Origin of the sequence: Coraliomargarita parva, assembly GCF_027257905.1 — a bacterium.
In the GTDB taxonomy this organism is placed as follows: domain Bacteria; phylum Verrucomicrobiota; class Verrucomicrobiia; order Opitutales; family Coraliomargaritaceae; genus Coraliomargarita_A; species Coraliomargarita_A parva.
Genome location: NZ_JAPZEI010000001.1, coordinates 255073 through 274759 on the forward strand (window position 1 = coordinate 255073; position 19687 = coordinate 274759).

The 19687-nt window shown below is 58.8% G+C and carries 20 protein-coding genes; 6 read left to right on the forward strand and 14 right to left on the reverse strand.

From position 1 onward, the window contains the following. Positions 1 to 45: 45 nt before the first annotated feature. The 6 genes from O2597_RS00945 to mce are packed head-to-tail and all read right to left on the reverse strand — an operon-like array spanning position 46 to position 5649. Entirely contained in the window at positions 46 to 1539 is a 1494-nt protein-coding gene (locus tag O2597_RS00945; RefSeq protein WP_269522296.1) for a butyryl-CoA:acetate CoA transferase, read from the reverse strand. Between the two features lie 34 nt (positions 1540 to 1573). After that, entirely contained in the window at positions 1574 to 2746 is a 1173-nt protein-coding gene (locus tag O2597_RS00950; protein WP_269522297.1) for a sodium ion-translocating decarboxylase subunit beta, read from the reverse strand. Positions 2747 to 2777: 31 nt separating this feature from the next. After that, on the reverse strand, positions 2778 to 3170 hold the full coding sequence (locus O2597_RS00955; RefSeq protein WP_269522298.1) for a biotin/lipoyl-containing protein: 393 nt from the start codon (positions 3168 to 3170) through the stop codon (positions 2778 to 2780). Between the two features lie 37 nt (positions 3171 to 3207). Then, positions 3208 to 3627, reverse strand: a complete 420-nt coding sequence (locus O2597_RS00960) for an OadG family transporter subunit (RefSeq protein WP_269522299.1) — start codon at positions 3625 to 3627, stop codon at positions 3208 to 3210. Positions 3628 to 3652: 25 nt separating this feature from the next. Beyond that, positions 3653 to 5203, reverse strand: a complete 1551-nt coding sequence (locus O2597_RS00965) for an acyl-CoA carboxylase subunit beta (protein ID WP_269522300.1) — start codon at positions 5201 to 5203, stop codon at positions 3653 to 3655. A gap of 41 nt (positions 5204 to 5244) precedes the next feature. Next, entirely contained in the window at positions 5245 to 5649 is a 405-nt protein-coding gene (gene mce, locus O2597_RS00970; protein ID WP_269522301.1) for a methylmalonyl-CoA epimerase, read from the reverse strand. Positions 5650 to 5788: 139 nt separating this feature from the next. Between mce and O2597_RS00975 the strand changes: the two genes are divergently transcribed. The 3 genes from O2597_RS00975 (at position 5789) to O2597_RS00985 (ending at position 10953) form a co-directional block, all read left to right on the forward strand. Continuing rightward, entirely contained in the window at positions 5789 to 7924 is a 2136-nt protein-coding gene (locus O2597_RS00975; protein ID WP_269522302.1) for a methylmalonyl-CoA mutase family protein, read from the forward strand. Positions 7925 to 7959: 35 nt separating this feature from the next. Further along, the gene (gene scpA / locus O2597_RS00980) at positions 7960 to 10128 is read left to right on the forward strand and encodes a methylmalonyl-CoA mutase (RefSeq protein ID WP_269522303.1); all 2169 of its coding nucleotides are present in this window, start codon (positions 7960 to 7962) and stop codon (positions 10126 to 10128) included. Positions 10129 to 10431: 303 nt separating this feature from the next. Further along, positions 10432 to 10953: a cob(I)yrinic acid a,c-diamide adenosyltransferase gene (locus O2597_RS00985; protein WP_269522304.1), complete on the forward strand. Its 522-nt coding sequence runs from the start codon at positions 10432 to 10434 to the stop codon at positions 10951 to 10953. A gap of 51 nt (positions 10954 to 11004) precedes the next feature. Here O2597_RS00985 and O2597_RS00990 read toward each other — a convergent pair whose 3' ends face one another. From O2597_RS00990 to tsaD, 4 genes are all read right to left on the reverse strand, one after another. Continuing rightward, on the reverse strand, positions 11005 to 11754 hold the full coding sequence (locus O2597_RS00990) for a M48 family metallopeptidase (RefSeq protein ID WP_269522305.1): 750 nt from the start codon (positions 11752 to 11754) through the stop codon (positions 11005 to 11007). Positions 11755 to 11770: 16 nt separating this feature from the next. Beyond that, positions 11771 to 12439, reverse strand: coding sequence for a MazG family protein (locus O2597_RS00995; RefSeq protein WP_269522306.1), 669 nt, complete (start codon positions 12437 to 12439; stop codon positions 11771 to 11773). A 68-nt stretch (positions 12440 to 12507) separates the two neighbouring features. Next, a complete protein-coding gene (locus tag O2597_RS01000; RefSeq protein WP_269522307.1) occupies positions 12508 to 13314 on the reverse strand; it encodes a hypothetical protein in 807 nt (268 codons plus the stop codon). Between the two features lie 186 nt (positions 13315 to 13500). Beyond that, positions 13501 to 14541, reverse strand: coding sequence for a tRNA (adenosine(37)-N6)-threonylcarbamoyltransferase complex transferase subunit TsaD (gene tsaD / locus O2597_RS01005; RefSeq protein WP_269522308.1), 1041 nt, complete (start codon positions 14539 to 14541; stop codon positions 13501 to 13503). Positions 14542 to 14715: 174 nt separating this feature from the next. Here tsaD and O2597_RS01010 point away from each other — a divergent pair, with 174 nt between their 5' ends. From O2597_RS01010 to O2597_RS01020, 3 genes are all read left to right on the forward strand, one after another. Beyond that, positions 14716 to 15705: an SAM-dependent methyltransferase gene (locus O2597_RS01010; RefSeq protein WP_269522309.1), complete on the forward strand. Its 990-nt coding sequence runs from the start codon at positions 14716 to 14718 to the stop codon at positions 15703 to 15705. A 99-nt stretch (positions 15706 to 15804) separates the two neighbouring features. After that, the gene (locus tag O2597_RS01015; RefSeq protein ID WP_269522310.1) at positions 15805 to 16251 is read left to right on the forward strand and encodes a DUF983 domain-containing protein; all 447 of its coding nucleotides are present in this window, start codon (positions 15805 to 15807) and stop codon (positions 16249 to 16251) included. Positions 16252 to 16352: 101 nt separating this feature from the next. Then, entirely contained in the window at positions 16353 to 16784 is a 432-nt protein-coding gene (locus O2597_RS01020; protein WP_269522311.1) for an META domain-containing protein, read from the forward strand. Between the two features lie 296 nt (positions 16785 to 17080). Here the strand turns inward: O2597_RS01020 and O2597_RS01025 are convergent, their stop codons facing one another. The 4 genes from O2597_RS01025 to O2597_RS01040 are packed head-to-tail and all read right to left on the reverse strand — an operon-like array spanning position 17081 to position 19687. Beyond that, positions 17081 to 17839, reverse strand: coding sequence for an MlaA family lipoprotein (locus tag O2597_RS01025; protein ID WP_269522312.1), 759 nt, complete (start codon positions 17837 to 17839; stop codon positions 17081 to 17083). Then, a complete protein-coding gene (locus tag O2597_RS01030) occupies positions 17823 to 18440 on the reverse strand; it encodes an MlaC/ttg2D family ABC transporter substrate-binding protein (protein WP_269522313.1) in 618 nt (205 codons plus the stop codon). Before O2597_RS01030 ends, O2597_RS01025 begins: the two co-directional genes overlap by 17 nt. A gap of 21 nt (positions 18441 to 18461) precedes the next feature. Then, positions 18462 to 18920: an outer membrane lipid asymmetry maintenance protein MlaD gene (mlaD, locus tag O2597_RS01035; protein ID WP_269522314.1), complete on the reverse strand. Its 459-nt coding sequence runs from the start codon at positions 18918 to 18920 to the stop codon at positions 18462 to 18464. After that, positions 18917 to 19687, reverse strand: coding sequence for an ABC transporter ATP-binding protein (locus tag O2597_RS01040; RefSeq protein WP_269522315.1), 771 nt, complete (start codon positions 19685 to 19687; stop codon positions 18917 to 18919). The genes mlaD and O2597_RS01040 overlap by 4 nt, the downstream gene beginning before the upstream one ends.

The window sequence follows — 19687 nt, forward strand, 5'->3', positions numbered from 1 at the left end:
CTGCGCCTCTGGGCCTTGCTGTTAATTAAAAACAGATCGGATCACTTACATTTCCACGCCACGCATGTCCTTCTTTTCCATGAAGGCCTGGTGCATGGCGAAGGCCTTGCCCAGTGTTTGCGGGGTGTGACCGTTCTTTGCATCGCCCAGATAAGCGAGCAGCTGCTCACGGTACTCCGGATGCGCACACTTGTTGATGATCTCGCGGGCACGTCCGACCGGATCCTTGCCGCGCAGGTCGGCAATGCCTTGTTCGGTGATGACCACGTTGACCGAGTGCTCGCTGTGGTCGAGGTGGGCGACCAGCGGAACGATCGTGCTGATGGCACCGCCCTTGGCGATGGACGGGCAGGTGAAGATCGAGATATAGGCGTTACGGGTGAAGTCACCGGAACCACCGATACCGTTCATCAAGTTCTGCCCCATCACGTGGGTGGAGTTCACATTGCCGAAAATATCGACTTCGATCGCGGTGTTGATCGTGATGATACCTAAGCGGCGGACGATTTCCGGGTTATTGGAAAGCTCCTGGGGACGCAGGACCATGCGCTCCTTGAAGAAATCCAGATCGGCATAAATTTCCTTCAGCATGTCCGGAGAAACGGTCAGCGAGGTGCCGGAACCGAAGGTGATGTCACCACTCTTCATCAGGCCGATCACGCTGTCCTGGATCACTTCGGAATACATTTCGAAGGGCGGAATCTTCGGGTTCGCACCCAGAGCACCGAGGACCGCATTGGCGATGTTGCCCACGCCGGACTGGATCGGAAGGAATTCCTTCGGGATGCGTCCCTCCTCCAGCTCCTTGGCCAGGAAAGTCGCCACATTCTCACCGATTTTAAGGGTTGTCGGATCCGGATCCTTGAAACCGCCGACTTCGTCCGGGCGGTTGGTCTTGACGATACCGACAATCTTGGAGGGATCGACCTTCACCGCTGTCGAACCGATGCGGTCACGGCAGGTGTAGATCGGGATCTCGCGGCGGTGCGGGGGATCGAGCGGCTCGTAGATGTCGTGCAGGCCCTTCAGCTCGGCCGGATGGTATTCATTCAGCTCAATGAGGATCTTGTCGGCGATCGTGCAGAAAGTGTTGCTGGCACCGACGCTGGTCGTGAGGGTGATCTCACCGTCGTCCGACACGTCGGACGCTTCGACGATCGCGAAGCTGAACTTGCCCAAGTGACCGTAGCGGGCGGCCTGCGGGAGCATCGACAAGTGCATGTCGAAGAAGCAGGCTTCCCCCTTGTTGATCGCAGCGCGCAGGTGCGCGTTGCTCTGGTACGGCGTGCGGAACAGCACGGCATTGGCACGGGCCAACTCGCCGTCGAGGCTGTCACCGGTGGAAGCACCGGTCACGATGCCGACCTTGAAGTCGCGTCCGGCGTCGTGCTCGGCAACGGCACGCTTGGCCAGCGCGGTCGGAATTTCCTTGGCGGCGCCGGCGGGTGTGAAACCACTGAAGCCGATAATGTCGCCGTTGCCGACCATGGCAGCGGCCTCTTCGGCACTCAGGACTGGGATCTGTGTTGCGGTTAACATGATGAATTCCTCTAATTTTGTATTTAAAATAGCACTACCCAAGCATGGTCATGAAGAACCCGGCGACCAGAGCGGTACCAATCACACCAGCAACATTCGGGCCCATGGCGTGCATCAGCAGGAAGTTGCTGCTGTCTTCTTTCTGGCCTTCAACCTGGCTGACACGGGCGGCCATCGGCACCGCACTCACACCAGCCGAACCGATCAGCGGGTTGATCTTGTTCTTGGAAAAGAGATTCATGAGCTTGGCCATCCAAATGCCGGAAGCTGTGGCCAAGGCGAATGCGATCACACCGAGTGCCAGAATGCCCAAAGTTTGAGCGGTCAGGAAGTACTTCCCGTTCATGGTAATACCGACACTGGTACCCAGGAAGACGGTCACGATGTTGATAATTTCGTTTTGTGCCGACTTGCTCAGACGGTCGACCACTCCGGACTCACGCATGAAATTGCCCAGGAAGAGCATGAACATCAGCGGGGAGGCCGGCGGCACCAGGATCACGCACAGCATCATGATGACCAGGGCGAAGATGAGCTTCTCCAGCTTGGAGACCTTGCGCAGGCTCTTCATCCGGATACGGCGCTCTTCCTTCGTAGTCAGGAAACGCATGATAGGGGGTTGGATCACCGGCACCAGTGCCATGTAGCTGTAGGCGGACACGGCGATCGCACCGATCAGGTGCGGGGCCAGCTTGTTGGCCAGGAAGATCGACGTCGGGCCGTCCGCACCACCGATGATGCTGATGGCGCCGGCTTCCTGCAAACCGTAGTGGATACCGATGTACTTCATCAGGGACGCGGCAATGAACACGCCGAAGACACCGAACTGGGCAGCCCCTCCGAGCAGGAACGTGCGCGGATTCGCAATCAGCGGACCAAAGTCGGTCAACGCTCCCACACCCATGAAAATGATGGGCGGGAAGAGCTCCAGATGGATGCCCTGGAAGAAGTAATAAAACAAGCCGCCAGTACCGTCTTCCTTGAAGCTGTAGGTCTGGCCGGCAAACTCCAAGCCCTCCATAATCCCTTCGGTCGGCAAGTTCGCCAGAAGCGCGCCAAAGGCAATCGGGACCAGAAGCAGCGGTTCGAATTTCTTGTAGACTGCGAGATACAGGAGCGTCGCCACGACGACCCACATGACCAGCATTTGCCAGCCGATGTGACTGAAACCTGTATTCACATAGAGATTATGAAATGTTTCGAGCATACGAGGACCCTCTTTTGGAAGGAGATAAATCTTAAGCGATTTCGACCAGGGCCTGGCCTTCTTCGACACCGTCACCGGCGCCCACAAGGATAGCCTTGACCGTGCCGGCGGATTCGGCGGACACGATGGTGTTCATCTTCATGGCTTCGAGAGTCACGACCTTTTGGCCTTCGCTCACGGCATCGCCGACGTTGACATCAATGGAGACGACCACGGCAGCCAGCGGACTGGTCACGGCACCGGCGCCACCTGCGGCAGGTGCGGCCTTCGGAGCCGGTTTCGGTGCAGCCACCGGAGCGGCGACGCGGGCACCGGCGCTGGCGCTGGCACGGCGCGGAGCAGCCGGAGCGGAAGTGCCTTCATCGAGGAGTTCGACTTCGACATCGTAGGATTTGCCTTCAACAGTGATTCTGAGACGTTTCATGATCTGATTGTTTCCCTAAAGTAAGTGTGAGTGATTGTTAACGGACGCGGTGAGATGAGAAGATTTGGCGGCGGCCTTCCTGAGCCCAGCCGGGACCGGCCGAGTGAATGGAAACCACGCGATGGGCCCGGTCGCCATAGACGGAATGCACCGCTGCGGCGATCACCGCGAAGAGCACGGTTTCGTCCTCCTCGGCGGCAGCAGCCGGAACCGGAGCCGGGGCGGCGGCTTGAGCCGCAGCGGCATTGGCTTCAGCCGCTTGCTGTGCCTTCTTGGCAGCGTTGGCTGCGCTACGCGCAAAGATGCTGCCAATCACCGAAGTCAGGGTGGTGAACACCGCCAAGACCCCCAGTACGAAGCAAAAGCCTACGACCACGATCTCGGTCACGCCATGCGAAGCTTGCGCCGCTTCCGGCACCGCTTCGACTTGAGCGAGTATGTTGATGAATGAAGTCATGTTTGATTGACCTTGAGGTTAGCGATCAAAGCGGAATGTTACCGTGCTTCTTGGGCGGACGTGTATCACGCTTGCTGAGGGTGTTCCGCAGCGCCAGAGCGATCGAAGCGCGAGTCTTGGACGGCTCGATCACATCGGTGATCATGGCATTGGCGGCTGCCTGATACGGCGAAGCAAACTCGTTGCGGTATTGCTCGGCGATTTCGGCGGCCTTGGCCTTGGGATCTTCGGCTTCCTTCAAATCCTTGCGGAAGAGCACGCGTACGGCGCCTTCGGCACCCATCACGGCGATTTCGGCGGTCGGCCAGGCAAAGACCATGTCGGCACCGAGGTCGGCCGAGCACATGGCCAGGTATGCACCACCGTAGGCCTTGCGCATGATCATGGTGATTTTCGGCACAGTTGCGGCTGCGTAAGCAAACAGCATCTTCGCGCCGTGGCGGATGATACCGCCCTGCTCTTGGGCCAGACCGGGCATGAAGCCGGGAACGTCCACCAGAGTCACGATCGGAATGTTGTAGATGTTACAGGTCCGGATGAAGCGGGCGCCCTTGTCGGAACTGTCGATGTCGAGCGTACCGGCCTTGACCATCGGATTGTTGGCCACGATACCGACAACCACACCTTCGATGCGGCCGAAGCCGACAACCAGGCTGCGGGCGAAGTCCGGCATGATCTCGAAGAAATCACCATCGTCGACCAAACGGTCGATCACCGCCATCACATCCAGCGGCTCCTTGGGAGAGCCCGGAACCAGTTCGTTCATGACCGGGTCGTCCGAAAGGTCCAGATCGGTCAAAACGTGAGGGGGATCCCCGATGTTGTTGCTCGGGAGGAAGGAAAGCAACTTCGCGGTCAGCTCCATGGCGTGCTTGTCGTCATCCGCCACGAGGTGGATGTTGCCCGAAATGCTGGCGTGGGCGGCGGCCGAGGCGAATTGTTCCAACTGGGCGGTTTCACCCGTTGCCGCCTTAATGACGTCCGGACCACAGATGAACATGTTCGAATTGTCCCGGGTCATGATCAGGAAGTCCGTCAGGGCCGGCGAGTAAGCCGCGCCACCTGCTGTCGGACCCGCGATCACCGCGATTTGCGGGACCACACCGGAAAGAAGCACATTCTTGAAGAAGACCTGGCCGTAGCCACTCAGGGAGTCGACCCCTTCCTGAATACGGGCACCGCCGGAGTCACTGACACCGACAACCGGCATCCCCGACTCGTGGGCGAAGTCCATCAGGTCGCAAATTTTCTTGGCATGGATACGGCCAAGCGAACCACCGCTCACGGTAAAGTCTTGTGCGTAAGCTGCCACCGGACGGCCGTCGACCAGACCCGTGCCACACACCACCCCGTCGTAGGGCAGCTTCTTCTTGTCCATGCCGAAGCGTGTGCAGGTGTGTTCGGCGTGCATGCCGAACTCCTGGAAGGTGCCCGGTTGGAAGAAGGTCTCCAGGCGCTCACGAGCGCCCATCATGCCCTTCTCGCGGCGTTTCGCGAGCTTGTCCTCACCGCCGGCCTTGCGGGCGGTGGCTTGGCGCTCTCTCAGCTCTTCTAGTAGTTTTGGGTCGATAGCCATAATAGAATGTCTCCGTAAAGTTGAATCGTGCGCGTTCTTGCTTACTTCTTCTCCATGCAAAACTCAGTCAGCACCCCATGGGTCGACTTCGGATGAAGAAAAGCCACCATTTTATTTGCAGCGCCCTCAAACGGCACCTCATGAATCACGCGGACACCAGAGTCCTGCGCGTGCTTCAGTTGCCCTTCGATGTCGTCCGTACGGAACGCGATGTGGTGGATCCCCTCGCCGTTCTTTTCAAGAAACTTGGCGATCGGGCTATCCTCCGAGGTGGGCTCCAGCAACTCAATGTGCACATCACCCGCTTCAAAGAAGGCTGTTTTCACCTTCTGGGAGGCCACTTCTTCCTTTCCGTGGCAGTGCAAACCGAGGGCTTTTTCATAATACTCGATCGACTCGTCGAGGTTGCGAACGGCAATGCCGAGATGGTCAATTTGCTGAATCATAGTGTCTACCAGTTAGATTGAATAGCGAGATTAGTTAAACTTAACAAGTTTTCAAACTGAATTATCTATTCTTATTGACAATCGAAGCGCCCATTGCAAGTTTTTCTTATGACAATTTAAACTTTGTTCAGACAATCTAATGAATACCACAGATAAACTACTCGAAGAGTTCACCGCCCCCTCTAAAGAGGAATGGCGCGAAGCCGCTGAAAAGCTACTGAAGGGTAAGCCGTTTGACAAGATCATGAAGCAGATGACCCCGGAAGGGATCCTGCTGGAGCCGATCTTTTGGAAGGACGTCCTGGATGAATTGCCCGCTGTGGAGACCCTTCCGGGTACAGACGGCTACCTCCGGGGCACCACTGCTGCTGGTTATAATAAGGAACCCTGGGAAATCGCGCAGGAACTTCCTTACGGCACGCCGGTTGAATTCAACCGCGCCGCCCGCGAAGATCTCATGCGCGGCCAGAACGCACTGAACATCATTCTCGATATCGCCACCCTCAAGGGTGCGGATCCGGATTCCGCCCAAGCCGGCGAAGTCGGTGCCTGCGGCGTTTCCCTCGCCTGCCTGAAGGATATCGAAACCGCATTTAAGGACATCGTACCGGACGCCGTCAGCTTCCACATCCGCACCGGCTGTGCAGGCCTGAGCGTTGGCGCACTCTTCTTCGCCTGGCTTGAAAAATTGGGAGTGAACAAGACGCAAGTGAAGGGCAGCCTGGGCATGGATCCGGTCGCCGTGCACGCCGCCGCCGGTACCCTTCCGGTCAAGTTGAAGGAACTTCTGGATGAGCAGTCGGTTCTGACCCGCTACTGTGTCAACGAGGCGCCGGGCATCAAGGCGATCGCAGTTTCCTCACTGCCCTACCACCAAGCCGGCGGCTCCGCCGTTGAGGAACTGGGTGCCGCCCTCGCAACCGGCGCTTTCTACATCGAGCAAATGGTAGAGCGCGGCCTGACCGTCGACGAGGCCGCCAGCCAGATCCGCTTCAGCTTCGCGGTCGGACCGAACTTCTTCATGGAAATCGCCAAGATCCGCGCCGCCCGCGTCCTCTGGGCCAAGGTGGTCGCCGCATTCGGTGGCAGCGCCGAATCCCAGAAGATTTGCCTGCACGCCCGGACCGGTCTTTACAACAAGACGCAGAAGGACCCCTACGTGAACATGCTGCGTACCACGACCGAAGCGCTGAGCGCGGTCATCGCCGGTGTCGACAGCCTCTGTGTGGGCAATTTCGATGAAGTCATGCGTCTGCCCGACACCTTCAGCCGCCGTATTTCCCGCAACACGCAGGTGATCCTGCAGGAAGAATGCGAATTGACCGACGTGGTGGACCCGGCCGGTGGCTCCTGGGCGATCGAATGGCTGACCAACCAAGTCGCCGAGAAATCCTGGGCCTTCTTCCAGGAGATCGAAGGCAAGGGCGGCATCGAAGGCGCCTTGAAGTCCGGCTTCATCCAGGAGAGCATCGCCAAGACCGCTGCCGGAATGGAAAAGCTGCTCAACTCCCGCCGCATGAGCCTGGTCGGCACCAATGTTTACCCGAACGTCGGCGAAAAGAAATTGGAGCCGCACCTTCCGGACTACGCCGAACTGCGCAACACCCGCGCCCGCGAAATCGCGGCAGCCCGGCTGGAGCTCGATGAAGATGCCGACACCAAGGTGATGGCCGCACTCGGCAAGATCCTTGAATCCGACGGCGACACGCTGGTCCAAAACCTGATCGAAGCCGTCCAGACCGGTGCCACTATCGGTGAAATCACCAAGACGGTACGGGCTTCCATCGATCCGGAAGACGCGGTCAAGCCGCTCAAGGCGACCCGCCTCTCTGCGAAATACGAAGCGCTGCGCAATGCATCCGCCAATTTCGAGGCCAAGACCGGCAAGCGTCCGATGATCTTCCTCGTGAACCTCGGCCCGCTTCGCCGCCACAAGCTCCGCGCCGACTTCACCCGCTCCTTCTTCGAAGCCGGCGGCTTCGAAATCATCTCGCCCAAGGGCTTTGAGACCCCGGCGGATGCCGTCAGCGCGCTCAACGAGTCCGGCGCCGGGATCGCAGTGGTTTGCGGAACAGACGACGACTACACCGAGAAGTTCGCCGAGTATGCGAGTGCCCTCAAGGAGGCGCTGCCGGAGACACGACTCGTCCTGGCCGGTTATCCGGGCGACAACGAAGAAGCCTTCCGCGCCGCAGGCATGGACGACTACATCTTCATCAAGTCGGACAACTACGAAATGAACCGCGCCTACCTCGAAGGGCTGGGCGTTCTCTAATCAACCGGAAACGTTAACTGGAAAACTTTAAATCGATGAAACCAGACTTCACAAACATCGCATACGAAGCTCCCAAGCCTGCCGCCACCCGTGACGAATGGGCCGCACAGGTCAAGGCCGAGACCGGAAAGTCCGTCGACGATCTGGTCAACGAGACCATGGAGCAAATCGACGTCAACCCGCTCTACGGCAAAGACGTCTACGCGGACATGGAGCACCTCGACTTCACCGCCGGGATTGATCCCTACCTCCGCGGCCCCTACGCCACCATGTATGCCTTCCGTCCCTGGACGGTCCGCCAATACGCCGGCTTCTCCACCGCCGAGGAATCCAACGCCTTCTACCGCCGTAACATCGCGGCTGGCCAGCAAGGCCTCTCCGTCGCCTTCGACCTGGCCACCCACCGCGGCTATGACTCCGACCACCCGCGCGTGGTGGGTGACGTCGGCAAGGCCGGTGTGGCCATCGACTCGATCGAGGACATGAAGGTGCTCTTCGACCAGATCGACCTGTCCAAGGTCTCGGTCTCCATGACGATGAACGGCGCCGTGTTGCCGGTATTGGCTTTCTACATACAAGCCGGTATCGAGCAGGGCTGCTCGCTGGACCAGTTGGCCGGCACCATCCAGAACGACATCCTGAAGGAGTTCATGGTGCGGAACACCTACATCTATCCGCCGGAACCTTCGATGCGCATCATCGGTGACATTTTCGAGTACACCTCGCAGAACATGCCGAAGTTCAACTCGATCTCGATTTCGGGGTACCACATGCAGGAAGCCGGCGCCACCGCCGACCTGGAGATGGGCTACACCCTGGCTGACGGCCTCGAGTACCTGCGCACCGGTGTGAACGCCGGCCTTTCGGTCGACGCCTTCGCCCCCCGCCTCTCCTTCTTCTGGGCCATCGGCAAGAACTTCTTCATGGAAGTGGCCAAGATGCGCGCAGCCCGCTGCCTCTGGGCCAAGATCGTCAAGGGCTTCGACCCGAAGAACCCGAAGTCGCTGGCACTCCGGACCCACTCGCAAACCTCCGGTTGGTCGCTGACCGAACAGGACCCGTTCAACAACGTGACACGGACCTGTATCGAAGCCTTCGCTTCCGCATGCGGCCACACCCAGTCCCTGCACACCAACGCGCTGGACGAAGCGATCGCGCTGCCGACCGACTTCTCCGCCCGTATCGCACGGAATACACAGCTCTTCATCCAGGAAGAAACCGGCATGACCCGTTTCATCGACCCCTGGGGCGGCAGCTACTATGTGGAAGCACTTACCAAGGAGCTCATGCACAAGGCATGGGGCCACATCCAGGAGTGTGAGCAATACGGCGGCATGACCAAGGCGATCGAGGAAGGCATTCCGAAACTTCGCATCGAAGAAGCCGCAGCCCGCCGTCAGGCACGGATCGACTCCGGCAAGGAAACCATCGTCGGCCTCAACAAGTACCGCCTCGAGAAGGAAGACCCGCTGGAAATTCTGGACATCGACAACACCGCCGTCCGCGAATCCCAGGTCGCACGCCTCAAGTCGCTCAAGGCAGGCCGTGACAACACCGCCGTCAAGATCGCACTCGAAGCCATCACCGCTGCCGCGGAAAGCGGCAAGGGCAACCTGCTCGCACTCGCCGTCGACGCCGCCTCCAAGCGTGCCACACTCGGCGAAATCTCCGATGCCGTCGAAAAGGTGGTCGGTCGCTACAAGGCGAAAATCCGCTCGATCAGCGGTGTTTACTCGAAAGAATACGGCAGCACACCCGTCATGGAAGAAGTCAACACACTCATCAAGAAGTTCGAAGAGGAAGAAGGCCGCCGTCCCCGCATCATGATTGCCAAGATGGGCCAGGACGGTCACGACCGCGGCGCCAAGGTGGTTGCCACCGGTTACGCCGACCTGGGCTACGATGTCGACATCGGTCCGCTCTTCCAAACTCCGGAAGAAACCGCCCGGCAAGCCGTGGAAAATGACTGCCACGTGGTCGCCATGTCCTCCCTCGCAGCCGGTCACAAGACCCTGCTGCCGCAACTGATCGGCGAGCTGACAAAGCTCGGCCGTGAGGACATCATGGTGGTCTGCGGAGGTGTCATCCCGGCACAGGACTACAAGTACCTCTACGAAAACGGCGCCAAAGCCATCTTCGGTCCCGGTACGGTCATCCCGGAATCGGCCAAGCGGATCCTTGAGCTGCTGCTCGAAGACGCCTAAGGCGAAACGAATAGATTCTGATTTCAATAGCGCAGGCTTCCGGGCCTGCGCTATTTTTTTGAACCGCGGATGCTAGCCTGCCACAGACGAATGAATTCCGTAGCGACGACAGTCGCTTCGACCGAGGCCCTGCTGAAACAGCGCACAGCTTGAAACCGGGACCCTGAATTGGCATTGGCGCACTCGACGCTTCAGGAGGCAGCCGGATCTTCGCCGGTTGAAGCAATCGCCTCAATCCCTCCCGAAAAGATTTCTTCTTTTCACTGTGCACGGAGCCCTGTCTGTGTTTAGACATCATCCACTATGAGCATCGCAACCCAAACCGGCGACGACGGAACGACCGCCCTCCTCTTCAACAAACGCGTCTCCAAAACCCACCCGCGGGTCATGACCTACGGGCGCATCGATGAACTGGGCTCCGCCCTGGGCCTCTGCCGCGCCCACTCGGATGACGAGTCGACCAAACGCTTGATCCTGACCATCCAGAAAGAACTCATCAGCCTCATGGGCGAACTCTCCACCGACGATGCGGATCAGGAACGCTACCATAAGCATTATGGCCGTGATGCCATCAACCAAGAGAAAGTCGACCGTTTCACGGAATTGGTCCGGATGAAAGAGGAAACCGTCAAATTCCGGGGATGGACCTTCGCGGGAGATACCATTGCAGAAGCCTTTTTCGACAATGCCCGCACCTGCTGCCGGCGCTCCGAACGCGGCGTCGTCGCACTCAAGGAAACCGGCGCCATCGTACGCCCCGAGATCATCCAATACCTCAACCGTCTGGGTGACCTGCTCTGGCTTTGGGGACGCGAGCACGCGTAGCGACGGAGCCCTCGGCGAGGAAACGGGAGGCAGCAGTCATACCGCTTCGAATTAATTCGAGCGGTCGCAGGCGATCCGCCCCACACGCATCAGCACCGGGCTGATCAGGTCAAGCGCTTCCTCATGTTGCTTACGCTGAGGATCGTAGCGCTCCAACAAGGTCCAGAAACGCTTGGAGTGATTCAGCTCGGTCAAATGGGCCAGTTCATGCAGGATGACATAATCCTGCAATTCGGGCGCCAGCAGGACCAGACGCCAGTTCAGTGACAGGCTACCGCCCTCGGTACAGGAACCCCAGCGACTGGATTGGTCCCGGACAGACAGCTTTGTGTAGTCCAATCTCAAGCGCTTCGAGTGGTAGGCGACACGACAAGCCAGCGCGTCTTTGGCAAAACCGCGGACCAATCCATGGGCGGCATCCACCGGGGGCTGACTCCGGGGCAGGTGCAGCACGACATCCGCACCGCCATTGTCGAAAGTGTAGCGCCCCCGGATCTCCGGAACCGCTTCGAATCGGACCGTGAACAGGTCACCACAGGCAGTCAGACGCGGATGCTTTCTCAGCCATTTGTAGATGGAGCATGCCGCCGGCGCCTCTCTCAGTTGGGTCGCAAGCCATTCCTCATGCCGGATCACAAAGCGGATGGTCTCACGATGCGGACAGCGCCAGGGCACCGACGCCACGATCTGGTTTTGATGGCCGATACTAAGCCGCATGTTGCGCGCCCCCTTTCGGCGACGGATCTCCACCGGCACCTGACGGGAGCGGATCGAAACATAAATGGGAGCCGCGGGTTTCATCACGACATGCCTGCGCTCAGGACCGAACCGACTCCGACTCGAGGCGGTCCACCACGCCCTGGGCATAGCGCCGCAGCGCCGACTCGGGCTCGATCTTTTTCAATCGGCAGGCTGCCGCGATCTCAAACAACAGCTTGCCGAGCTGCGCTTCTTCCAAGCGATCAGCCGTCGCCTCAATCGCATCCTGATCGATCACGTCCTCGACATCCATCGACTGCTTCCGGATCTGCTTGTACACATCCTGGGCAAACATCAGGGCGGGCAACTGCCGGGGCAGGTCTTTGAAACGCCCTGCCTGTTTCGGGCCGCGCTTGCGCTCCTGCGCCTTGATCGCATCCCACTGGTTGAGCACCGCCTCGGTATTACCAAGGTTCGCCTGATCGCCGAACACGTGCGGATGGCGGCGTATCAACTTCGCATTGTTCTCCCGACAGACATCCTCGAAATCAAAGTGCCCCGCCTCCTTCGCCATCTGGGCATGCATGAGGACCTGAAGCAAAACATCCCCCAGCTCTTCCTCCATGTGGTCCATGTCGAGGCGATCGATTGTCTGGAGCAGTTCACAGCACTCATCGATCAGACAGTCGGCTATCGACTGGTGGTCCTGCTCAATATCCCATGGGCAACCGGTCTCGGGCTCCCGCAGCGCCGCCACGGTCTTCAAAAGCTCTTCGATCTCACTCATTCCGATCAGGACTTAGCGTACCCGATGCCAATGGCGAACTAAAATGCGCGGGCCGGATAATTCTCACCTCAAACTTCCGGCTCAGGCTCCGGAACCCCGGTTCCGGACACCGGCTCCAGGGAAGACAGCCACCAGCGAAGCGGCAGCAGGACGACCAGCAGCAGTAAGCTGAGCTCCGGCAAACTCCAACTCAACGCGAGTGCATCGATCAGGATGCTTCCCGCCTGCAGACGGGGGATCGCCTTGCGGGGAGCCATCGGTCCACTTCCCAGCCAGTACACCGGAAGGGCCGGGATCACCCGGAGCGCCAGGACAAAGAACAGCAACCAGGGAAGAAACCAAACCGAGCCCTCCGGCCGAAGGGATTCGAGCAACACCAGCGTCATCAACAGCGGGATGCACAGCAGGACACTCGGTTCCAACCCTCGCGAAGCGGGCACAACCTCGCGCCCACCTTCTGAAATCCAGCCGAGCCCGAGCATATAGGCAAAATGAACGATGCTCCAGAAGAGCAGTAGCCGGATCTCGTCGAACCATGGCAAGGCCCCGCCCCATACCGCGGACCCAGCCAGAAGCAACAGGTACGCCCGCGCAGCGGCAACCAGCAGGATCGAAGACCGAACATGTCCACGCGTCCAGGCGTAGCCCATCAGGCAACCGGCACATCCCAGTACCAGAGGCCGTGAAGCCTCGGAATAATGAAGCATGACGGCTGCCACGAGAAAGAGTGCGGCACTGGCGGGCAAGGCAGGGCTTGCACGATTCCCAGCCCAGATGGACTGCAGTAATCCGGCAGCGGTAAACATGAATGTCGCGCCAAGCAACAGGCCGGCGAATTGCCAATTCCAGACACCTCCGGCAAGGAACCAGCCCATGCAAAGATGACTCCATACAATCGGGACGACACCGACCCCGGAACATTTCACGCATATTTGCTTCAGGGAAAGAGATCGGCCGGACATCGAGGGCAAAAAAGCGCAGCGCGGGCCGAATGACAACCCGCAAACAGGGAAAGCCCCGTAGCGGACGGCGGGAAGCCATGCCGGCTAACGAGAGACGGGCTAACTCCCGGCCAAGCGCAAGGCAGGTGCGATACTCAGCGGTGCTTCCCGACGGTCAGGCAGGGCACCATCCGGATCCGTAAAACACGCAAAAGCGATCATGGCCGCGTTGTCCCCCGTGTGCCGGGGCTCGGCAATCAGACAGGGCATACGGTAGCGCTTGGCCAGCTTCTGCATCGCCGCACGCAAGGCCTTGTTGTTGGAAACACCGCCCGACAGGCCGAGACTCCGGTATTGCCCGTCCACCAGCAAGTGCCTTGTCTTGCCTCTCAGCTGGTCGATGACCGCCGCCTGATAGGACGCGCAGATATCGCTCATGGAGTCCGCGAGTTCGCGGTCATCCAGCTTTTCGATCCGGTAGCGCAAGCTGGTTTTCAAACCGGAAAAGCTGAACCGTCTTTCATTCCGGGGTGCGATGGCCTTGGGAAAATCAAAGGCACCGGGATCTCCCGATCGGGCCAGTAACTCCACCTGTGGCCCTCCCGGGTAGGACAGGCCCAGCAGTTTGGCGCCTTTGTCCAAAGCCTCCCCCGCCGCATCATCCACGGTTTCGGCCAAGACCCGGATCTCACGCGTGGAGGAAATCTCAAACAGGATGGTATTTCCGCCGGAAACAATCAGCCCGAGATGCGGCAGCAGTTCGCTCATCGCCGCATCAAAGCCTTCGGGGCTCTGCTCGTGCAGGGAAATAAAGGGCGACCAGGCATGGCCACGCAGGTGGTTGACTCCGACCAGCGGGACCCCCCAGGCCAAAGCCAGGCTCTTGGCAAAGGCGCCGCCTAATGCCAGGCATCCGGCCAAGCCCGGCCCGTAAGTCACCGCAATCTGCCGGATGTCCTCACGGTGTGCCATGACCGTGGAGTTTTCCAGCAAGGGAAAGAAATTCTTGAGATGCTCGCGACTGGCCAAATCCGGCACGACGCCCCCATACTCTCCGTGCAGCGCGATCTGGCTGTGCACCCACTCACCCACCATGCCCCGACGGGGATCAAAGAGCGCAAGTGCGGATTCGTCGCAGGAACTTTCTATCGCAAGGATCATCGACTGGCAAGTTAGCGCCGCTCGCCCAGTCCTGAGAAGCCTTTTTTCAGTTTCACTCACGAATCCCGCCCTGCCCTGAGCTTGTCGAAGGGCCTGCCCCACCCCCCGCCCGATTCATCACGCGAACATTTTGGGATTGGAAGCCGGGATCAAGCATGCACCGTCAGCAAAGGCATGTCCGCACACGACTCACAGTTTATCGAGCGATTCAAACTCCGTTCTCCGGAGGGAACGCTCAACTATCGGGACTACATCGACTTGGCGCTCTATGACCCGGACTGTGGTTATTATACCGCCGCGCGGGAACGAGTGGGCCGCAGTGGTTCACGTGATTTCTACACGGCGGAAAGCCTCGGCACAGTCTTTGCCCGTTTGGTCGTGACCGCAGCGGAAGACTTGCTGGGCCCCGACCGGGCCGCGGCAAGCTCCTTCGTCGAAATTGCCGCCGAACCGGAAACCTCCTTGCTCAGCCACCTAAAGAGCCACCCCTTCACCGGCAGCCAAACGATTCGCCAGGGAGATGCCATCGAAGCCTCGGGACCGGTCGTCATCTTTGCCAACGAGTGGCTCGATGCGCTCCCTTTTCATCGTCTGGTCTTTCGTGAAGGCAGCTGGCACGAACGCGGGGTTACCGTGAATGCAGAGGGAACACTCGAAGATTGCCTGCTTGAAGCATTCAGCCCGGAGGTCGCAGCGGTGGCTTCCCGATTGCCGGAACTCGCCAGCGAAGGCTATGAACTGGACCTGCCACTCGAAGCCGAGCACGCACTCCGGAGCCTGCTGGCCCAGGACTGGAACGGTCTGCTCCTATTATTCGACTACGGAAAATCATGGGCCCAACTCTGCGAAGCCTGTCCTGCGGGAACCGCCCGCTGCTTCTACCGCCATACGAGCAACAACGACCTGCTCGCGCGCCCCGGACAACAGGACATCACTTGTGACATCTGCTGGGATCCGCTGGAAGCACAACTCCGGGCATCCGGATGCAAGCGCACCCAGTTTGAAACCCAGGAAAGCTTTTTGGTCCAGCGCGCCGCAAGAGCCGCGGAAGCAATCGTCATGAGCAGCGCGGGCCGTTTCAGCGAAGAACGGCAAACTCTGATGGAGCTCCTCCATCCCGCCCACATGGGGCTCCGCTTCCAGGTCCTCTGGGGCATCCGCTGAGGATGGAGAGTTGCATGTCGGGCCAAGCTGACCTAAGATTGGACATCGACTCTCTTCAATCTGCATTGTCGCGCCTTTGGCAGACTGGCAGTTGCCCTCATGCAAGCTCCTCTCTCAAAACTGGAACCGCTCGCCCCGGCCACCCCCGGTGATGTCCTGCTTCGCGGCTTGCGCTGCCGTTGTCCCAACTGCGGCCGGGCCAAACTCTTTCGTTCCCTCATCCGGATCCATCATTCATGCCCCGCCTGCGGGATGACGCTCGAACGGGGCGACGGGTTCTACCTCGGGCCACTCTGTATCAATTACGGCCTTGTGGCCCTGTGTTTTGTCACGCCGGTACTCCTCATCGGATTCGCCGAATGGATTCCTGTCAAAACCGCGCTGGCACTGGCTCTCGCCGGCACGCTCTTCCTCCCAATCCTGCTCTACCGCTTCTGCTGGAGTTGGTGGTTGATGCTGTACTACCTGTGCCTGCCGGACGAACTGCATGCCAATCGCCCGGAAGATAGCGACGATCTATCCTTTGAAGAAGAACGGCGCAGTTAAAACCCAAAACCCTCGACCTGAAAGTCAGTTAAGGTTTTATGGAACATACCTCAATCCCGTGAGGACTCAATCCAGTGACAATCCTCCAACCCACTCAAAACATGAAATACATCCATACACTATTAGCCCTGATTGCCCTAAGCGTCCTCGCTGCCTGTACGAGCACATCCCAAAGCTCTGAGAGCATACCCCTCGAAGGAACAGCATGGACGCTCGCCGCTTATCCCGGCATGGAGTCGCTAATCGACAATGCCCCGAAAGCCCCCACCCTTCAATTTGACCCAAAGACCGACATCGCCAGTGGTTTCAGCGGCGTCAACCGCTTCTCAGGACACTACGCGCTGGATGGCAGTCAACTCGCCCTGAAACAAATGATTTCGACAAAAATGGCAGGGCATCCGGCAGCAATGAAACTGGAATCCGCCTTCCTGAAGACGCTAGCCACCGTGGACAGCTGGATGATCAAAGATGGCCAGCTGTATCTGCGGAGCGAAGGCAATACCATCTTGGTACTCGAGCCTTCAGGGGCTTAAGGGTTCATGCTGGGATTCATGCCTATTCCTGCCCAGGTCGTTCTTGCCGTCCCACTTCGCCCCGAGGTCACGTGTGTTCATTGATGCGCAAGAAAGCGGAAGCTCCGAACTCACAAGCGCACGGCATCATAAAACTCCTCCTCTGCTCGCAGGGGAGGCCTGTCACGGCGTATCCGAGAGAAGCCGGAGGGGTTCCACTTCCAACAGGCTTGAAACAGAATATGCTTCTTACCCGCAAATGAATCATGAACCCGGGATCAGCACCTCCCTGATTTGCGGGAGAACACAGGACGCCGCTACTCCGCAATCGCGGCGCGCATGAACTGGGTGTAACCGTTCTTTAACGAACCGTAGGGATCAATCGCGCTCCCCTTCATCTGGTTGTAACGGTCCATCAGGGAAGGCGTATCGACGAGGATTTCCGAGGTCCCCCAAGCGGTCTTCCATTCCCAATCCCAATCGCTGATAAGGCTGAATGGTTCACGGGTCGGATGCACGCACATCGCCCCGACCAGCCCGGTCGCATCACGCAGATTGGACGGACCGATCAGCGGAATCACCAGATAGGGTCCTTCAGGGACCCCCCAGGCACCCAGGGCCTGGGCTATACCCTCCGGTGGGATCCTGCCAAAGCCTTCGACCTTGTCAGCCGGGGTGAAAAGACCCGCGATCCCGACGGTCGAATTAATGGCAAAGCGTCCAGTCTCAATCCAAGCGCCTTTCCAACGCGCTTGCAGGAGGTTGCCGCTCAGGCGGATGGGATAGCGGAGGTTTTCAAAAAAATTACTGGCCGAGCGTTCGACCGGGTCGGGCGTGATCGCCTGGTAGGTATTGGCAACCGGATCCAGCACTTGGATGTAGAGAAAATCGTTCACCTTGAACAAGACCCGGTTGACCGGCTCAAGCGGATCGTAAATGGACGAACTGCCGTTGAGGTCTTCCCCATAGAGTTCCTCTTCGCTGAGATAATCATCGGCCGAGGCCACGCCCGTCCATGCGAAGCAGGCAAAGAAAAGTCCGGCCAACGGGAGCAATCGCTTAGATTTTGATGTCATTGTCGAGGTCTTCCTTGTTCAAGAGTTCTTCGAGTTTCGCGATGAGCGACTGCCCGTCCCCCTTGCGAAAGTGATCGTCAAATTGCTGGCGGTAGTTGGAAACCACACTAATGTCCTCGGCCACGATATCATAGAGTTGCCAACCGCTCTTCAAGTACCCCAAGCGGTACAGAATCTTCACCTCGGTATCCCCCACTTTAGCAATCGTCGGCACCTCGGCACGCTTGTCCGTCACCATCACAGTCGGAGAAAACGTGATCTCGGGTGCGGTTTTGTCCCCCAAGCCCTCGACGTAGGCCCGCAAAATCAGCTCCTTGATCAAGGCCATGACCCGGACTTGCTCCGTCTCGTTCATCAAATTCCAATTTCGGCCGATGGCCCGGCGTATGATCACCTCGAAGTCATAGCTCGCATCAATGACCTCGCGTACCTTTTCTTCCTTTTCGGACAGGCTCAGATCGACTGTATCCGGCGCATACAGGACATCCAGAACGGCGGAGACGGTTTCCTTCAACTTGACTCCCGGGTCATCCGCACGCAGCGAAGCGACCGGAAGCAAACTGCCGACACATAAGAGGACGAGGTAATAGAGTGGCTTCATAAACAAGAAGCGCAGCATGGGTCATTCTGAAGGCTCGTCAATACCTCCGAGGGCAAAACGGCTAATCAAGCTTTCGATATCCAGAGCGGACTCCGTATCCACAATGGTATCACCCGGCTCAAGCGGGAAACCGGAGCCTCCCGGCGACAGGTTGATGAACCGGTCACCGATCAGGCCGGCCGTCTTGACCGAGGCGATCGTGTCATCGTCCAGGCTCAACTCCTTGGGCAGTTCCAGCGTGGCGATGGCGAAAAACTTGTCGTTCAACTCCACCTTCTTGACGGTCCCCACACGGACCCCGGCAATCTCGATCCGGCTGCCGGCATTCACACCGCTGGCACTGCTGAAACGGGCTTGCAGGGTGTAACTGTCCCGTCCGAAGAAGCGCGCGCCCCCAATCTGGATCGCGAGGTAAAGCACCGACAGGATACCCGCCAGCACGAATAGGCCGACCATGAACTCGATCTTACGGTTTGTCATACGTCTGTTCTCCTCAGTTTGGATTCTCTCCCATAGTTCGCCTTGCTCAAAAAGCCCGACAAGGCCGACTGCGCATCGTCATTCAAATCCGACGGCTCGCCAAAGAATTTGATCACCCCTTCGTCCAGCCAGGCCACCCGGTCGCTGATCTCGAAGACCTCCGGGATGTCGTGGCTGACCAACAAGGCGGTAAAATCGAATCGTTCCCGGTAGTCGGCAATCATCTCGAACACGCTGAACTTCCGTTCCGGGTCCAGACCCGTCGTCGGCTCGTCAAACAGCACCAGCTGCGGATTCGTAATCAGGGCGCGGGCGAGCGCGACACGCTTCTTCATCCCGCCTGAAAGCTCGCCCGGATAGCGATGGGCGGCATCGGTCAACTCAAGTTGCTCCAGCATGTCCTGGACCCGCTCCCGTATCTCCCCGCGCTTCAGGCGGTTCGACTCGACCAGGGGCAGCGCCACATTTTCAAAAGCGGTCAGGGAATCGAACAGCGCATTGTTCTGGAACATATAGCTGAAAGCGATGCCTTCCGCGTCATTGACCTTGCGGCGACTCCGCGCAATCGGCTTGCCGTCCAGCTCGATCCGTCCCCCATCGGGTGTAATCAGATTCGCGATACACTTGAGCAGGACGGATTTGCCGATGCCACTCTTGCCGATAATCGTCGTGACCGAGGAACGGGCCACATCCAGGTCCACCCCGTCCAGCACCCGCTTTTCACCGAAATGCTTCTTCAAGCCGCTTATTTTCAGAAAAACATCCAT

What these genes read in the sequence shown, in the direction of transcription:
- O2597_RS00945 (WP_269522296.1), bottom strand. Translation starts at nt 1,539, where the DNA reads ATGTTAACCGCAACACAGATCCCAGTCCTGAGTGCCGAAGAGGCCGCT.
- O2597_RS00950 (WP_269522297.1), bottom strand. Translation starts at nt 2,746, where the DNA reads ATGCTCGAAACATTTCATAATCTCTATGTGAATACAGGTTTCAGTCAC.
- O2597_RS00955 (WP_269522298.1), bottom strand. Translation starts at nt 3,170, where the DNA reads ATGAAACGTCTCAGAATCACTGTTGAAGGCAAATCCTACGATGTCGAA.
- O2597_RS00960 (WP_269522299.1), bottom strand. Translation starts at nt 3,627, where the DNA reads ATGACTTCATTCATCAACATACTCGCTCAAGTCGAAGCGGTGCCGGAA.
- O2597_RS00965 (WP_269522300.1), bottom strand. Translation starts at nt 5,203, where the DNA reads ATGGCTATCGACCCAAAACTACTAGAAGAGCTGAGAGAGCGCCAAGCC.
- mce (WP_269522301.1), bottom strand. Translation starts at nt 5,649, where the DNA reads ATGATTCAGCAAATTGACCATCTCGGCATTGCCGTTCGCAACCTCGAC.
- O2597_RS00975 (WP_269522302.1), top strand. Translation starts at nt 5,789, where the DNA reads ATGAATACCACAGATAAACTACTCGAAGAGTTCACCGCCCCCTCTAAA.
- scpA (WP_269522303.1), top strand. Translation starts at nt 7,960, where the DNA reads ATGAAACCAGACTTCACAAACATCGCATACGAAGCTCCCAAGCCTGCC.
- O2597_RS00985 (WP_269522304.1), top strand. Translation starts at nt 10,432, where the DNA reads ATGAGCATCGCAACCCAAACCGGCGACGACGGAACGACCGCCCTCCTC.
- O2597_RS00990 (WP_269522305.1), bottom strand. Translation starts at nt 11,754, where the DNA reads ATGAAACCCGCGGCTCCCATTTATGTTTCGATCCGCTCCCGTCAGGTG.
- O2597_RS00995 (WP_269522306.1), bottom strand. Translation starts at nt 12,439, where the DNA reads ATGAGTGAGATCGAAGAGCTTTTGAAGACCGTGGCGGCGCTGCGGGAG.
- O2597_RS01000 (WP_269522307.1), bottom strand. Translation starts at nt 13,314, where the DNA reads ATGGGCTGGTTCCTTGCCGGAGGTGTCTGGAATTGGCAATTCGCCGGC.
- tsaD (WP_269522308.1), bottom strand. Translation starts at nt 14,541, where the DNA reads ATGATCCTTGCGATAGAAAGTTCCTGCGACGAATCCGCACTTGCGCTC.
- O2597_RS01010 (WP_269522309.1), top strand. Translation starts at nt 14,716, where the DNA reads ATGTCCGCACACGACTCACAGTTTATCGAGCGATTCAAACTCCGTTCT.
- O2597_RS01015 (WP_269522310.1), top strand. Translation starts at nt 15,805, where the DNA reads ATGCAAGCTCCTCTCTCAAAACTGGAACCGCTCGCCCCGGCCACCCCC.
- O2597_RS01020 (WP_269522311.1), top strand. Translation starts at nt 16,353, where the DNA reads ATGAAATACATCCATACACTATTAGCCCTGATTGCCCTAAGCGTCCTC.
- O2597_RS01025 (WP_269522312.1), bottom strand. Translation starts at nt 17,839, where the DNA reads ATGACATCAAAATCTAAGCGATTGCTCCCGTTGGCCGGACTTTTCTTT.
- O2597_RS01030 (WP_269522313.1), bottom strand. Translation starts at nt 18,440, where the DNA reads ATGAAGCCACTCTATTACCTCGTCCTCTTATGTGTCGGCAGTTTGCTT.
- mlaD (WP_269522314.1), bottom strand. Translation starts at nt 18,920, where the DNA reads ATGACAAACCGTAAGATCGAGTTCATGGTCGGCCTATTCGTGCTGGCG.
- O2597_RS01040 (WP_269522315.1), bottom strand. Translation starts at nt 19,687, where the DNA reads ATGGATGTTTTTCTGAAAATAAGCGGCTTGAAGAAGCATTTCGGTGAA.